This window comes from Xanthomonas cassavae CFBP 4642 (genome assembly GCF_000454545.1).
GTDB classification, from domain to species: Bacteria; Pseudomonadota; Gammaproteobacteria; order Xanthomonadales; family Xanthomonadaceae; genus Xanthomonas; species Xanthomonas cassavae.
Genome location: NZ_CM002139.1, coordinates 1,404,200 through 1,418,244, shown reverse-complemented (window position 1 = coordinate 1,418,244; position 14,045 = coordinate 1,404,200). Strand labels below are relative to the sequence as shown.

The 14,045-nt window shown below is 66.5% G+C and carries 14 protein-coding genes and 1 riboswitch; of the genes, 4 read left to right on the top strand and 10 right to left on the bottom strand.

All coding sequences use genetic code 11. From position 1 onward, the window contains the following. Positions 1–182: 182 nt before the first annotated feature. Positions 183–1,322: a 3,4-dihydroxy-2-butanone-4-phosphate synthase gene (gene ribB / locus XCSCFBP4642_RS0106150; protein WP_029219034.1), complete on the bottom strand. Its 1,140-nt coding sequence runs from the start codon at positions 1,320–1,322 to the stop codon at positions 183–185. Next, a complete protein-coding gene (locus XCSCFBP4642_RS0106145; protein ID WP_029219033.1) occupies positions 1,319–1,921 on the bottom strand; it encodes a riboflavin synthase in 603 nt (200 codons plus the stop codon). The genes ribB and XCSCFBP4642_RS0106145 overlap by 4 nt, the downstream gene beginning before the upstream one ends. Positions 1,922–2,089: 168 nt before the next feature. After that, positions 2,090–2,259, bottom strand: a riboswitch (FMN riboswitch). A 215-nt stretch (positions 2,260–2,474) separates the two neighbouring features. Here XCSCFBP4642_RS0106145 and XCSCFBP4642_RS0106140 point away from each other — a divergent pair. After that, a complete protein-coding gene (locus XCSCFBP4642_RS0106140; protein WP_029219032.1) occupies positions 2,475–3,098 on the top strand; it encodes a hypothetical protein in 624 nt (207 codons plus the stop codon). 353 nt (positions 3,099–3,451) lie between these two features. Here the strand turns inward: XCSCFBP4642_RS0106140 and ribD are convergent, their stop codons facing one another. From ribD to XCSCFBP4642_RS0106110, 6 genes are all read right to left on the bottom strand, one after another. Further along, complete coding sequence (gene ribD / locus XCSCFBP4642_RS0106135) at positions 3,452–4,555, bottom strand: bifunctional diaminohydroxyphosphoribosylaminopyrimidine deaminase/5-amino-6-(5-phosphoribosylamino)uracil reductase RibD (RefSeq protein ID WP_029219031.1); 1,104 nt, start codon at positions 4,553–4,555, stop codon at positions 3,452–3,454. After that, complete coding sequence (locus XCSCFBP4642_RS28310) at positions 4,555–4,743, bottom strand: hypothetical protein (RefSeq protein WP_152527229.1); 189 nt, start codon at positions 4,741–4,743, stop codon at positions 4,555–4,557. The genes ribD and XCSCFBP4642_RS28310 overlap by 1 nt, the downstream gene beginning before the upstream one ends. Before the next feature lie 182 nt (positions 4,744–4,925). Next, a complete protein-coding gene (locus XCSCFBP4642_RS0106125; RefSeq protein ID WP_029219030.1) occupies positions 4,926–5,411 on the bottom strand; it encodes a GNAT family N-acetyltransferase in 486 nt (161 codons plus the stop codon). Beyond that, entirely contained in the window at positions 5,408–5,932 is a 525-nt protein-coding gene (gene nrdR, locus XCSCFBP4642_RS0106120) for a transcriptional regulator NrdR (protein WP_029219029.1), read from the bottom strand. The genes XCSCFBP4642_RS0106125 and nrdR overlap by 4 nt, the downstream gene beginning before the upstream one ends. Before the next feature lie 102 nt (positions 5,933–6,034). Further along, positions 6,035–7,288: a serine hydroxymethyltransferase gene (gene glyA, locus XCSCFBP4642_RS0106115; RefSeq protein WP_029219028.1), complete on the bottom strand. Its 1,254-nt coding sequence runs from the start codon at positions 7,286–7,288 to the stop codon at positions 6,035–6,037. Positions 7,289–7,484: 196 nt separating this feature from the next. Beyond that, positions 7,485–7,991, bottom strand: coding sequence for an RcnB family protein (locus XCSCFBP4642_RS0106110; protein ID WP_029219027.1), 507 nt, complete (start codon positions 7,989–7,991; stop codon positions 7,485–7,487). Between the two features lie 226 nt (positions 7,992–8,217). On the opposite strand from XCSCFBP4642_RS0106110, the gene ettA reads away from it, so the two are divergent. Next, positions 8,218–9,879, top strand: a complete 1,662-nt coding sequence (ettA, locus tag XCSCFBP4642_RS0106105; protein ID WP_029219026.1) for an energy-dependent translational throttle protein EttA — start codon at positions 8,218–8,220, stop codon at positions 9,877–9,879. A 62-nt stretch (positions 9,880–9,941) separates the two neighbouring features. Here ettA and def read toward each other — a convergent pair whose 3' ends face one another. Further along, on the bottom strand, positions 9,942–10,457 hold the full coding sequence (gene def / locus XCSCFBP4642_RS0106100) for a peptide deformylase (RefSeq protein ID WP_029219025.1): 516 nt from the start codon (positions 10,455–10,457) through the stop codon (positions 9,942–9,944). 221 nt (positions 10,458–10,678) lie between these two features. After that, positions 10,679–11,101: an arsenate reductase (glutaredoxin) gene (gene arsC / locus XCSCFBP4642_RS0106095; protein ID WP_029219024.1), complete on the bottom strand. Its 423-nt coding sequence runs from the start codon at positions 11,099–11,101 to the stop codon at positions 10,679–10,681. A gap of 677 nt (positions 11,102–11,778) precedes the next feature. Between arsC and XCSCFBP4642_RS0106090 the strand changes: the two genes are divergently transcribed. Continuing rightward, positions 11,779–12,189 (top strand): post-PEP-CTERM-1 domain-containing protein, encoded by a 411-nt coding sequence (locus XCSCFBP4642_RS0106090; protein WP_029219023.1) that lies wholly within the window; start codon positions 11,779–11,781, stop codon positions 12,187–12,189. Next, entirely contained in the window at positions 12,182–13,840 is a 1,659-nt protein-coding gene (locus XCSCFBP4642_RS0106085; protein ID WP_029219022.1) for a PA domain-containing protein, read from the top strand. The genes XCSCFBP4642_RS0106090 and XCSCFBP4642_RS0106085 overlap by 8 nt, the downstream gene beginning before the upstream one ends. Positions 13,841–14,045: the final 205 nt, after the last annotated feature.

Sequence of the window (14,045 nt, the reverse complement as noted above, 5' to 3'; positions counted from 1 at the left end):
CGGCGTGGCCCGGCAAAGCAGGCCCGGCTTTGGCGCCGGGCGCTTGGCGCCAACGCAGTATGGGCAGGCGATAGGCAGGCGGCGACCGGAGGCCCGGGCACCGCCTGCGACTGCACTGCGGCCGGCGCATCGGCGGCCAGACTGCACCAGTGCCACGCCATGGCGCGGCACCGGCCCATCGGTTACGGCACCGCGTCCGGCGGCACCGAGCGCAGGCCCTGGCCCGGATGGCATTCCAGGTACTCCACCACTTCCAGTCCGAAGCCGGCCAGGCCGACCTGACGCCGCGGTGTCCCCAGCACACGCAGCTGGCCCAGGCCCAGTTCGGCCAGGATCTGCGCGCCGGCGCCATTGCGCCGCCACTGGCTGACGTCCTTGGCATTGGTGGCGGCCTCAGGCTGCTGGCGCAACCGCGCCAACAACGATTCGCTGTCGCGCGGGGCCGACAGCACCACCATCACGCCCTGCCCTTCGGCAGCGATGGCGCGCAAGGCGTCGGTGGCCGCCACGCCGAAATCCTCGCGCTGCCAGTGCAGCAGGTCGGCCAGCGGGTTCTCCACCTGCACGCGCACCAGCGTGGGCGTGTGCGGATCGGCCGTGCCGCGCACCAGAGCGAAGTGCAGGTCGTGGGCGATGCGATCGCGGTAGGTCACCAGTTGGAATGGTCCAAACTCGGTGCTGATCTCGCGCGCGTCCACCCGCTCGACGGTGTGCTCGTTGGCCAGCCGGTAGGCGATCAGGTCGGCGATCGAGCCCATCTTCAGCCCATGCTCGCGCGCGAACACTTCCAGCTGCGGGCGCCGCGCCATGCTGCCGTCCGGGTTGAGCACTTCCACCAGCACGCCGGCCGGTTCCAGCCCGGCCAGCATCGGCAGGTCGCTGGCCGCCTCTGTGTGACCGGCACGGGTCAGCACGCCGCCGGGCTGGGAGATCAGCGGGAAGATATGCCCCGGCTGGCTCAGATCCTGCGGCTTGGCATCCGGACGTACCGCGGTGCGCACGGTGTGTGCGCGGTCGTAGGCGGAGATGCCGGTGGTCACGCCTTCGGCCGCTTCGATGCTGACGGTGAAGTTGGTCTGGAACTGCGCGGTGTTGTTGCGCACCATCGGCGCCAGGCCGAGCTGCGCGCAACGCTCGCGGGTCAGCGACAGGCACACCAGGCCGCGCGCATGGGTGACCATGAAGTTGATGTCCGACGGCTTGACCAACTCGGCGGCCATGATCAGATCGCCCTCGTTTTCGCGGTCTTCGTCATCGACGATCACTACCATGCGCCCGGCACGCAACTCTTCGATCAGCTCGGGAACCGGTGCGAAATTCATGCCGCACCCCGCGTGCCGAGCAGGCGTTCGACATAACGCGCCACCAGGTCGATTTCCAGATTCACCGCCGCCCCCACCGCCGTTGCGGAAAACGCCGTGTTTGCCACGGTATGCGGGATCAGCGCGACCTCGAAGCCGGCATCGTCCACGGCGTTGACGGTCAGGCTGACGCCGTCGACGCAGATCGACCCCTTCTTGGCGACATAGCGCAGCACCTCGGGCGGTGCTGCAAAGCGCCAGCGCTGCGCGCGGGCGTCGTCATGGACAGAGTGCACCTGGCCCACGCCATCGACATGCCCGCTGACCAGATGACCGCCAAGCCGGTCGGTAGGGCGCATCGCGCGTTCGAGATTGATCACCGCGCCTTCGGGCAACGCACCCAGCGTGGTCAGCGACAGGGTTTCGGTGGACGCATCGGCCTGGAAGCGGGTCGCGTCGAACCCGATCACGGTCAGGCACACGCCATTGACCGCGATGCTCTCGCCCAGCTGCACGGCATCGAACGGCAGGCTGCCGGTGGCAAAGGTGAAGCGCACATCGCCGCCCTGCGGCTGGCGCGCGGCCAGACGGCCGACGCCCTCGATGATTCCGGTGAACATCAGTGCGCCCCCTTCTGCAGCGAGCGCTGCGCAGGAGTCGGGCAGTGGACAGGTGAACTACAGCGCAGCGGGTGATGCAAAGACATAGTCGTTTCTCGCAGAGGTTGAGCGAAAAACGCCACAAGGCAAAGCAAACGGGCGCGCGCGCAACCGCGAGGGCTGCGCGTTGGCCGTCTTCTTTCATCCGGACTATACCGTCGGCTCCGGCATTGGACCGGATCTGCTGACCTTCGCCCCCGCGTCCGCACGGGGCGGGTCGGCAGCGAAGCGCTCGCGGGCTCGCACGCTCGCACGTGCCTACCGCCGGTGGGGAATCGCACCCCGCCCTGAAGACGTTCGTAAGTGCCGGCGAACCGGCTCGGCAAGTCTAACAGCGCCTGTTCTGCCCTTGGCTGTCTGAAGGCCATGGCTGGCGACACGCTGCGTCATGTCAGGAAATTCCCCATAGCCAACATTGTGAAATTCTTGTTAAGTTTCGCGCCGCGACGGGAGACGTCGCCCATTCGTCCCGCCCTGGGATGGAGACACGGACACCATTTGGAGAGAAGTATCCATGCGTAACACCCTTATCCTGGCTGCCCTGTTCGCCGCCGCACCGATTGCCGCCTCGGCCGAAGGCCTGCGCTACAGCTATGTCGAAGGCGGCTGGAGTCGTACCGACATCACCGTCAACGGCTCGTCCGACGATGTCGACGGCGGCTACGTGCGTGGTTCCTGGCAGATCGCTCAGCCGGTCTACGTGGTTGCCGGTTACCAGCGCGCCACCAACGACTATGCATTGGTTCCGGGTGTCACTCTGGACGCCACCGTGCAGCAGGCCCACCTCGGGATCGGCTACCGCCAGGAAATGACCGAGCGCGTGGATTTCACCGCCGACATCAGCGTCCTGCGCAACAAGGGCGAGTTCGACGTGCGTCAGGGCGGCCGCAGCCTGGCCAGCTCCTCCGATTCGACCAACCTGGGTTTCGCCAACCTCGGCCTGCGCGGCAAGCCCTCGCCGCGCACCGAAGCGTGGGTCAAGGCAGGTTACATCGATGGCAGCGACGTGGACGAAGGCGAGTTCGTCGGCACCCTGGGCGGCCAGGTGAACTTCACCACCACCTGGGGCCTGGTCGGCGAAGTCGAGTTCATCGACAACGCCAACCAGTACAAGGTCGGCGTGCGCGCAAGCTTCTGATCGATCGCATCAGTGCGTTACAAGGGCCCCGCTTGCGGGGCCTTTTTAGTGGCAGGATGCGCGTTGCCACAGCCGGACCAGGGCAATCGGCACGCACTGAAGAGTGCACGTATGCAGCTCGTCCCCTTGCGAAGTGCTGCGTCAGTGCGTGTGATTGCGCAGCGCGACGCACCATGTATGCAGCAGGCCAGTGCGCACGCAAGCCGAACGACATCCGGCGCGCGGGACCGCACCGGCACGCTTGAATTGCGTGGCACGCCTCTCGGCCATTCGCATCATCGGCTTGGCACAGGCAGTAACACCATGCGTTACGCGCCCCAGCTGCGTGGATCGAACAGCGCTTGGTCGGGGGATCAAGCAGCCGTCACTGGCGTATAGCGCAGGCGCAGGTCCTGACCCAACTGACGAACGTCAAGCAAGTGCAGCTGCTGGCGCTGTGCCAGCGTCTGGATGTCCAGGCCCGCCACCAGCGGCCGTGCGCTATCGCCCAACAACACTGGCGCCAGGTAGACCACTATTTCATCCACCAGCCCGGCCTGCAGGAGTGCGCCACTCAGGGTGGCGCCGGCCTCTGCATGCACCTCGTTGATGCCGCGTTCGGCAAGCACGGCCAGTACGGCCGTCAGATCGAGACGGCCGTCGTGCAACGGCAAGCCGACGAACTCGGCAGCTTCGAGCGGCGGCGGCATCCTCCCCTCGCCATGCATGTAGAGCGTCGGCGCGTCGCCCTGGCGGATGGCGGTGCACGCAAGCGTGCGCAGGCCGGCGTCCAGGACGACCCGCAGCGGCGGCACGAACGGCCTATCGTCGCCCAGCCGTACCGTCATCGACGGATCGTCGGCCAGCACCGTGCCGGCACCGGTCAGGATCGCGCCGGCGCGTGCGCGCCAGCGCTGCACATCGGCACGCGCGTCGCTGCCGGTGATCCATTTGGCCTGGCCACTGGCCAGCGCAGTGCGTCCATCCAGGCTGGCGCCCAGCTTGACCCGCAACCACGGCCTGCCCCGCTCCACCCGCGATAGAAAGCCGCGATTGAGCGCGCGTGCCTGCGCCTGCAGCACCCCGCTGACCACCTCGATTCCTGCTTCACGCAGCAGCGCAAATCCACCGCCGTTGACCTGCGGAAATGGGTCGGCCATGGCGGCCACCACACGTGCCACGCCAGCCTCGATCAAGGCCAAGGCGCAGGGGGGCGTACGCCCGTAATGCGCGCATGGCTCCAGGGTGACATAGGCGGTGGCCCCACGCGCCTGCGCACCGGCAGCCCGCAACGCGAAGACTTCGGCGTGCGGACCGCCAGCACGTTGATGGAAGCCTTCGCCCACACAGACACCATCGCGCACGATCACGCAGCCCACCATCGGGTTCGGTCGCGTGGTGTAGGCACCGTGCTCGGCCAGGCGCAGGGCTTGCGCCATCCAGCGGTGGTCCTCGGCAGTCGCACTTACGGTCTGCATCAGGTTGGATCCTTGAGTCTGTGCTGCGCCTTGCAGGTCATGGCGGATGCGATCTGCAGCTGCGCGTCTGCACGGTGGTGACGGTTGATGTCAGCGCTGCTCATAACGCCCTCGTTCGCCGCGTCCTGGCCAGGCAGGAGTCTCAAAGCCATGCCCTGCCATCGGCGCATCGTGACCGGTGGCCACATGCTGACACTCCTTGTTGACGATCGCAGCCGGGCACGCCGTTGGCACGACGGCGCAGTTTGTCGACGCGCTCGGCCTGCCCCTGCCGACACCTGAGTCACGACATGGCCGGCGAGCTTGCTCATGTCCATGCGATGGGAGTCAGGCCCGGCCACACGTGCATCGGCTCTGGCGACCAGCGCAGTCATTGCGCAGACAGGCCCGGCACGATGCACATCACCACGATCTGCATCGGCCCCAACACAAGCGCGGTGTGCATCTGCCATCCCAGGCGTTGGTAGAACGGCACCAGCGCCGGCTGGCAATACAGATACAGCAGCGGCACCTTCGCGCGTGCAGCGGCCTGCACGCAGTGCGCCACCAAGGCCTCGCCAATGCCCTGCCCGCGCGCCTGCGGCTGCACGTACAGCGATGCCAGCCAGGGCGACCATGGCCCGAGACGGGCGTCGTCGGTGTCCAGCAGGCTGATCGAACCGAGCCAGCGCGAGCGATCGAGCGCGATCCAGCTGGCGGGAATGACGTCGTCGCGCGTGTGACTGCGCAATTCGTCCAGCGCCTGGTCCAAGGTCCAGTCGGGCAACAACGCGCCGAACGCCTGCAGGTGCGCCTGCGCAATGGCCAGCAGATGCTGCGGCGTGTCCGCCACGCAGGCGATGCGCACTGCGCTCAGCGCTTGCCGGGTTTGCCGGCACGTTCCAGCGCCGCTTCCAGCAACGGCAGCTGCTCGCTGCCGACCGGAAGCTCGCGTTCGAGCTTTTCGATTTCTTCGCGAAAGTCAGCCACATCCTGAAAGCTGCGGTAGACCGACGCGAACCGCACATAGCCGACATGATCGAGCTTGCGCAGCTCGACCATCACGTATTCGCCTACCCGCAACGAACCCACCTCGCGCTCGCCGGACATGCGCAACTGGTGCACGACCGAGCGCACCGCCGCCTCGATCTGCTCCTCGGCCACCGGCCGTTTCTGCAGCGCGCGGTCGAAACTGGTGCGCAGCTTGCGCGCGTCGAACGCCTCGCGCCCACCGTCGCTCTTGACCACGCTGGGCAGCTTCAGTTCGATCGTTTCCAACGTGCTGAAACGCTCACCGCACGCCTCGCACTCACGGCGCCGACGAATCGTCGTTCCGTCTTCGGACACGCGCGAATCGATCACGCGGGTGTCGTCGTGCTGGCAGAAGGGGCAGTGCATCAGGGCGCCGGGATTGGGGAATGGAGATTGGGGATTGGCAGACGCAGCATAGCGGGCCGGCTGCTCACCCATCCCGAATCCCGAATCACCACTCCCGGCACCTCAGCCATACACCGGATATTTCTTGCACTGCGCGGTCACCGCCTCGCCCACCTTGGCCAGCACGGCTTCGTCGCTCGGGGCGTCCAGCACGTCGGCGATCCAGTTGGCCAGGTCGATGCTGTCTTGTTCCTTGTAACCGCGCGTGGTGATCGCCGGCGTGCCCAGACGCAGGCCCGAGGTCACGAACGGCGAGCGCGGGTCGTTGGGGACCGAATTCTTGTTGACGGTGATGTGGGCCTTGCCCAGCGCGGCTTCGGCATCCTTGCCGGAGACATCGCGACCGATCATGTCCACCAGCATCAGGTGATTTTCGGTGCCACCGGAGACGATCTTGTAGCCGCGTGCGATCAGCGTCCTGGCCATCGCCTGGGCATTCTTGACCACCTGCTGCTGGTAGGTCTTGAACGCCGGCTCCAGCGCTTCCTTGAACGCCACCGCCTTGGCCGCGATCACGTGCATCAGCGGGCCGCCCTGGATGCCGGGGAACACGATCGACTGCAGCTTCTTCTGCAGCTCTTCGCTCGCGCCCTTGGCCACGATGATGCCGCCGCGCGGGCCGCGCAGGGTCTTGTGGGTGGTCGAGGTGACCACGTGCGCATGTTCCATCGGGCTGGGATACACCCCGGCAGCCACCAGGCCGGCGACGTGGGCCATGTCCACGAACAGATACGCACCGACGCTGTCGGCAATGGCGCGGAAGCGCGCCCAGTCGATCTTCTGCGAGTACGCAGAGAAACCGGCCACCACCATCTTCGGCTTGTGCTCGCTGGCAAGACGCTGCACTGCGTCGTAGTCGATCAGGCCCTGCTCGTTGACGCCGTATTGCACCGCATTGAACAACTTGCCGGACACATTGACCTTGGCGCCGTGGGTCAGGTGGCCGCCGTGGGCCAGGCTCATGCCCAGGATGGTGTCGCCCGGCTGCAGCAGCGCCAGATACACCGCCTGGTTGGCCTGCGAGCCGCTATGCGGCTGCACGTTCGCATAGTCGGCGCCAAACACCTGCTTGATGCGGTCGATCGCCAGTTGCTCGGCGATGTCCACGTACTCGCAACCGCCGTAGTAGCGCTTGCCCGGGTAGCCTTCGGCGTACTTGTTGGTCAGCTGGCTGCCCTGCGCTTCCATCACCAGCGCGCTGCAGTAGTTCTCGCTGGCGATCAGTTCGACGTGATCCTCCTGGCGGCCGACTTCAGCGGCGATGGCGTTGGCCAGTTCGGGGTCGTAGGTTTCCAGTCGGACGTCGCGCGAGAACATTCGAAGCTCCGGGGCAGCTGCAGCCAGTAAGGCCGCCGATTGTAAGCCCCCGCCGCACGGGTGACCAATCGGCTGAGGACGCAGCCCATGCGCCCGCGCGACACACATGGCAAAGGCGCACCCGAAGGTGCGCCCTTGTGTGTTGACCGGCTCGATTGCCCTCCAGCGGCTGGAAGCCGCTGGTCGCAGCGTCGGCTTAGTTGTTGAGCACCAGGTCGGCAATGATGCCGGTGGCGATGGCGATCAGCAGCAGGTTGCCGCGGTCGTCGCGCTGCCAGCGGTAGCCATACGGCGGGCGGCGCAGGTCGTAGCGGTCGTAGTCGTTGATCACGTAGACCGGGCCGTGATAGCGCTGGCCGCGGGCCCAATACGGACGCGGCGGTGGGCCGGCGCGGTAGTAAGACGGGCGGTCGTAGACATAGACCGGCCTGCGGTCGTAGCGGCGATCCTGGTAGCGCGCGTCGCGGTAGCCCTCGCGGTAACCGCTGCTGTAGTGGCGGCGGTCATCGCGCCACTCGCGACGGTCGGCCTGGCGATCGTCGCGCCAATCACGGCGGTCGTTGCGCCAGTCGCCGCGGTGATCGCGGTCGTGGCCGCGGCGATCGTGGTCGCGGTCCCAGTCCCCGGCGAACGCAGCCGGTGCCACGGAACCCAGCGCCAGGATGGAGGAAAGCACAACGGTAACGATGCGTTTGCGGTTCATGACCAGCTCCTGTTTGCGATCTCGCAATTTCATTACGACGCTGCCCGCCTTAACGCATTCTTGCTGGAATCGGTTACGAAAATCCCTATTCAGGTAATAGGTAGGCTGTTGTTTAGCTCCGGATCGGCCCGCCGCGGCTCCAGGCAGTTGCCGGTATAATCGGCGCAATCCATTTTCCGCTGCCTCCGGCCTCGGCCGGCGGGCTGCCTGCGTCCACGGAGCACCCATGTCGCAATACATCTACACCATGAACCGCGTCAGCAAGGTGGTCCCGCCCAAGCGGCAGATCATCAAGGACATTTCGCTGAGCTTCTTCCCGGGCGCCAAGATCGGCCTGCTGGGCCTGAACGGCGCCGGCAAGTCGACGGTGCTGAAGATCATGGCCGGGGTGGATACCGATTTCGAGGGCGAAGCCCGTCCGCAGGCCGGTATCAAGGTCGGCTACCTGGCGCAGGAACCGCAGCTCAACCCCGAGCACACCGTGCGCGAGGCGGTCGAAGAAGGCGTGGGCGACGTGCTGCAGGCCCAGGCCGCGCTGGATGCGGTGTATCTTGCCTATGCCGAAGAAGGCGCCGACTTCGATGCGCTGGCCAAGGAACAGGAGCGCCTGGAGGCGATCCTGGCCGCCGGCGATGCCCACACCCTGGAAAATCAGCTGGACGTGGCCGCCGATGCGCTGCGCCTGCCGCCGTGGGACGCGATCGTGGGCAAGCTGTCCGGTGGCGAGAAGCGCCGCGTGGCGCTGTGCCGCCTGCTGCTGCAGAAGCCGGACATGCTGCTGCTCGACGAACCGACCAACCACCTGGACGCCGAGTCGGTGGAATGGCTGGAGCAGTTCCTGGCGCGCTACACCGGCACCGTGGTGGCGGTGACCCATGATCGCTACTTCCTGGACAACGCCGCCGAGTGGATCCTGGAACTGGACCGCGGCCGCGGCATTCCGTGGAAGGGCAACTACACCGACTGGCTGACCCAGAAGGACGAGCGCCTCAAGCAGGAAGACAACCAAGAAAAGTCACGCCAGAAGGCGATCCAGAAGGAACTGGAATGGTCGCGGCAGAATGCCAAGGGCGGCCGCACCAAGGGCAAGGCGCGTCTGGCCCGCCTGGAAGAGCTGCAGTCGGTGGATTACCAGCGCCGCAACGAGACCAATGAAATCTTCATTCCGCCGGGCGAGCGCCTGGGCAACTCGGTGATGGAATTCAAGAACGTCTCCAAGAAGTTCGGCGACCGGCTGCTGATCGACAACCTGTCGATGCTCGTGCCGCCGGGCGCCATCGTCGGCATCATCGGCCCCAACGGTGCCGGTAAGTCGACGCTGTTCAAGATGATCACCGGCCAGGAGAAGCCCGATTCCGGCGAGATCGTGGTCGGCCCGACCGTGCAGCTGTCCTACGTGGACCAGAGCCGCGACGCACTGGAAGGCAACCACAACGTGTTCCAGGAAATTGCCGGCGGCCTGGACATCCTCAACATCAATGGCGTGGAGATCCAGTCGCGCGCCTACATCGGCCGCTTCAACTTCAAGGGCCAGGACCAGCAGAAGATGGTCGGCTCGCTGTCCGGCGGTGAGCGCGGTCGCCTGCACATGGCCAAGACGCTGTTGCAGGGCGGCAATGTGCTGCTGCTCGACGAACCGTCCAACGACCTGGACATCGAAACGCTGCGCGCACTGGAAGATGCGTTGCTGGAGTTCCCCGGCAACACCTTCGTGATTTCGCATGACCGCTGGTTCCTGGACCGTATCGCCACGCACATCCTGGCGTTCGAAGGCGACTCGCACGTGGAGTTCTTCCAGGGCAACTACCGCGAATACGAAGAAGACAAGCGCCGCCGCATGGGCGACGATGCCGGCCCGAAGCGTCTGCGCTTCAAGGCGTTGAAGTAAGCACGACAAGGGCGCCGCAAGGCGCCCTTGTCACATCCGGGTGCAGCTGCGGCACCGATGGCCTACAGGTCGTAGGACAGCACGTCTTCGAAGCCGAAGGTATCGAAGTTCTCGATGCGCGAGGGATACAGGCGTCCAACCAGATGGTCGTACTCGTGCTGTACCACGCGCGCATGAAAGCCTTCGGCCTCGCGATCGATCGGGGTGCCGTCGGGTGCGAAGCCGCGGTAACGGATGCGACGGTAGCGCGGAATCACTGCGCGCAGCCCGGGAATCGACAGGCAGCCCTCCCAGCCGTTTTCCATCTCGTCCGACAACGGCTCGATCTGCGCATTGGCCAAGGCCGTGCGCGGCACCGCAGGCGCCTCGGGATAACGCTCGCTGGCTTCGAAACCGAACACCATCAATTGCAGGTCCATCGCGATCTGCGGCGCCGCCAGGCCCACGCCGCGCGCGTCGTCCATGGTCTCGAACATGTCGGCCACCAGCGCCTGCAGCTCGTCGCTGCCGAGGTTGGCGACCGCAGGTGCGACGCGCAACAGACGCTTGTCGCCCATGCGGATGATCTCGCGAATCATGCGGATGCTCTCGAAAAAACGATGCCGCGATCTTAGGGCGTGTTGCGTACGTCGAGGTGAGCGAGGCGCCCTGCGCCAGGCCAAGACCAGCCAAGTGCCTTGCCCGGGATCGCCGCCGGACAAACGCGCCATGCAGCGCTGGCGCGCCCGACCACATACAGCAGGGCGTGGCCGTCGTCGATACGCGTCACGCTGCGGCATCCTGCACGACGCCGCAGCGTTCAGCCGCCGAGCGGCCGCCCGGTGTCGTCCAGCACGCGCTCCCCGTCTTCCTTGAAGAAGGCGCTGCTGGCGGGTGGCAATACAGCCAGCACCTGCTCGGAGGGGCGGCATAGCCGCGTCCCCGGCGGCGTCTGCACGAACGGGCGATTGATCAACACCGGATGCGCCAGCATCGCGCTCAGCAGGGCGGCGTCATCCAGTGCGGGATCGTCCAGCCCCAGCTCCAGATACGGCGTGCCTTTCTGCCGGATCGCGTCGCGTACCGACAGACCCGCATCGGCGATCAGCTGCCGCAACACCTGCAGGCTTGGCGGGTGCTGCAGGCAGTGGATGATCTGCGGTTCGATGCCGACATGCCGGATCAGCGCCAGGGTGTTGCGGGACGTGCCGCAGGCGGGGTTGTGGTAGATGACGGCGTGCATGCATGACCTGAAGGGGGCGACGGACCACGCGTGCAGCAGTGACCGCTGACCACCCCGCCGCGACGCGTGGCGCGCAGTGTACGAGCGGATGGATCGCGTGCGCATACGTACGGACCGGCTCCGTTCGGCGGGGCAGCTGTTCCGGGCCGCTCTTCGCACTCCCCGTCAGGCTGCCTGCGGCTTGCGGGCACGTCGATCTGCCGACCGCCTCGCCAAGACGGGAAGCCGGACCTGTCCGTCATGACCACCACATGGACGACGCCCCCTCCAGCGCGCTGGCCCGCGCCTGCGCCGCGAGCGCGGGCGGGGCACGCAACGCATGGACCACGGACCGGCGCGCCACGTGCCGCTGCACGACCCGCGCAGTTTCGCCTGCGCCGCATCCGCCCATCTCGGCACCCGTTCCGAAAGAACACCAGCTGCCCACCTCCGTCGCGTCGGATTTCTGACTAACCGGCTCCAAATCAATCCCTGACTGCAGACAAGGCGTCGAGCACAAGCGCGAAGCTGACTTTTTCAGGCCACGACTTCGCTTGAGACGCTCGGCCTGTCAAAAGATTGACACAGGTCACTGATTCATGATTCAGTCATGAACAGACTAAAACGGAAGGATTCTCCCGAACGCCGGGACCCCGCACGGCGTTCTTTCTGCAGTTGGACCCAAGGAAACCCCAACAATGATGAGCTTTCGCAAGCCCGGATGGATGCTGTCCGGCGTGCTGTGTGTTGCCTGCCTGCCGGCGCTTGCCGGGGCGCAGGATGTCGCCGCCAGTTCCAAGGTCGGTATCGATCCTGTCACCGGCAAGCTGCGCCCGCTGACCGACGCCGAGAGCGCGGCACTGGACCAGCAGGCCGGCGCGGCTGCCCGCAGCGCCGCGACCCGCACCACGATGCCGCAAACCGAGGCGGCCGCACGCGCCACCGAGCGTCGCCTGCCCAACGGCACCGTGGCGCGCAAATTGCCGGCCACCCAGATGAGTTCGCTGACTGCCACCCGCCAGGCCGACGGCCGCATCGTCATCGAACACAGCGATGACGCCGACACCCAACCCGCCCACGCCGAGCACGGAGCGCTGCCGCATGAATAAGCCCTTGGTGCTGTTGTCCCTGGCGGTGGCCGCCGCGCTCGCGCCGCTGCACGCCTCGGCTGCCAATGTCACGCTGATCAATGGCGACGCCGGCACCGTGGTCGGCTTGAACGACCCGACTGCCGCTGCCCCGCTGGGCGGCAACCCCGGGCGTTCGGTCGGCGAGCAGCGCCGTATCGCCTACCAGTACGCGATGGACCTGTGGGGCGCGGTGCTGCAAAGCAACGTGGAAATCAAGGTATATGCCTCGTTCGCGCGGCTGACCTGCACCGCCACCGGCGGCACCCTGGGCCAGGCCGGCCCGAACTGGATCGTCAACAACTTCCCCGGCGCCACGCCCAATACGCTGTATCCGTCTGCGCTGGGCGATGCGATCGCCGGGCAGGACCTGGTGCCCGATCCGGCCGATCCGGCCGACGTGTTCTCGCAGTTCAACGGCGACCTGGGCAAGGACGACTGCCTGGCCGGCTCCGGCTGGTACCTGGGCCTGGACGGCAAGACGCCGGAGGGCCAGATCAACTTCCTCAACGTGGTGATGCACGAGATCGGCCACGGCCTGGGCGCTGCCGGCTTCCTCAACAAGACCACTGGTGTGCTCGGTTCGGGCAGCGGCCTGACCGACGTCTACACCTCGCAGGCCTACGACAACGTGCAGAACAAGCGTTTCGACGACCCGACCATGACCAATGCCCTGCGTGCCGAAGCGATGCGCACGCCGGGCCGCACGGTATGGGCCGGCACGCGCGTCAACCGCGAGGCGGCGTTGATCCTGGATCCGCGCACCTTGCTGCAGGTCACCGCGCCCAGCACCGCCGCCGGCAAGTTCGAGGTGGGCTTTGCCAGCTTCGGCCCGCTGGCCACCGCCGGCAATTTCCCCGCCCGCGCAGTGGTGACCGTCAACGACGGCGTCGCCGCCGCATCGGCGACCGATGGCTGCGAAACCCCATTCGTCAACGCGGCCGAGGTGGCCGGCAAGGTGGCGCTGATCGACCGCGGCACCTGCGCCTTCGCCATCAAGGTCAAGAACGCCCAGCTCAATGGCGCGGTAGGCGTGATCGTGGCCAACAACGCCGCCGGCGTGCAGACCATGGGCAATGCGGCGCCGCCGATCACCGACATCACCATCCCGGCGATCATGGTGTCGCAGGCCGATGGCGCAAGGCTGAAGGGCAGCGCCGGAGTGGTGGCGGCGTTGTACGAAGATCCCGAGCTGTTACAGGGCACCGACACCGCGGGCCGCACGCGGCTGTATTCACCCAGCGTGGTGGCCGGCGGCTCGACGTTCTCGCATTTCGACACCGACCTGCAGCCGAACGCGCTGATGGAGCCGTTCGATACGCCGGAAGTGCAGGCGCATCTGAACATCGACCTAACCCCGGCGATGTTTGCCGATATCGGCTGGACCCTGAACCGTGGCCTGACCCGGCTGGGCAACTGCAATACGCTGGTACCGACCGTGGAGACTGGCGGTCTGATTGCCGGCGCCAATGTCACCGCCGAGAGCAGCCTGTGCAAGACGCAGAATGCAGGCAATCGCTTCGGTTACCTGAGCTGCATGAACGACCATCTGCGCGAACTGGAAGACCAGGGAGCGATCAGCCGCGTGCAGCAGGCGGCGACCTTCATCTGTGCCACCAAGGTTCGCCCGTAAGGCGCGCCTGCACCACGTGATGGGGATGCGAACGGCGCCGCGAGGCGCCGTTCGTTTATGCGCTGCGGGGCGGTGCGGCGTACGCCGCTCTCACGATCGATGCACGACCGTGCCCGGCGCGCGCCCACACAGCAGGCCGCAGGCATGCATCGCCCGGCCCGCCATGCAGCGGCAACTGTCCGCTGCGAGAGCGAACCGCCGGTGC

What these genes read in the sequence shown, in the direction of transcription:
- ribB (WP_029219034.1), bottom strand. Translation starts at nt 1,322, where the DNA reads ATGAATTTCGCACCGGTTCCCGAGCTGATCGAAGAGTTGCGTGCCGGG.
- XCSCFBP4642_RS0106145 (WP_029219033.1), bottom strand. Translation starts at nt 1,921, where the DNA reads ATGTTCACCGGAATCATCGAGGGCGTCGGCCGTCTGGCCGCGCGCCAG.
- XCSCFBP4642_RS0106140 (WP_029219032.1), top strand. Translation starts at nt 2,475, where the DNA reads ATGCGTAACACCCTTATCCTGGCTGCCCTGTTCGCCGCCGCACCGATT.
- ribD (WP_029219031.1), bottom strand. Translation starts at nt 4,555, where the DNA reads ATGCAGACCGTAAGTGCGACTGCCGAGGACCACCGCTGGATGGCGCAA.
- XCSCFBP4642_RS28310 (WP_152527229.1), bottom strand. Translation starts at nt 4,743, where the DNA reads ATGTGGCCACCGGTCACGATGCGCCGATGGCAGGGCATGGCTTTGAGA.
- nrdR (WP_029219029.1), bottom strand. Translation starts at nt 5,932, where the DNA reads ATGCACTGCCCCTTCTGCCAGCACGACGACACCCGCGTGATCGATTCG.
- glyA (WP_029219028.1), bottom strand. Translation starts at nt 7,288, where the DNA reads ATGTTCTCGCGCGACGTCCGACTGGAAACCTACGACCCCGAACTGGCC.
- XCSCFBP4642_RS0106110 (WP_029219027.1), bottom strand. Translation starts at nt 7,991, where the DNA reads ATGAACCGCAAACGCATCGTTACCGTTGTGCTTTCCTCCATCCTGGCG.
- ettA (WP_029219026.1), top strand. Translation starts at nt 8,218, where the DNA reads ATGTCGCAATACATCTACACCATGAACCGCGTCAGCAAGGTGGTCCCG.
- def (WP_029219025.1), bottom strand. Translation starts at nt 10,457, where the DNA reads ATGATTCGCGAGATCATCCGCATGGGCGACAAGCGTCTGTTGCGCGTC.
- arsC (WP_029219024.1), bottom strand. Translation starts at nt 11,101, where the DNA reads ATGCACGCCGTCATCTACCACAACCCCGCCTGCGGCACGTCCCGCAAC.
- XCSCFBP4642_RS0106090 (WP_029219023.1), top strand. Translation starts at nt 11,779, where the DNA reads ATGATGAGCTTTCGCAAGCCCGGATGGATGCTGTCCGGCGTGCTGTGT.
- XCSCFBP4642_RS0106085 (WP_029219022.1), top strand. Translation starts at nt 12,182, where the DNA reads ATGAATAAGCCCTTGGTGCTGTTGTCCCTGGCGGTGGCCGCCGCGCTC.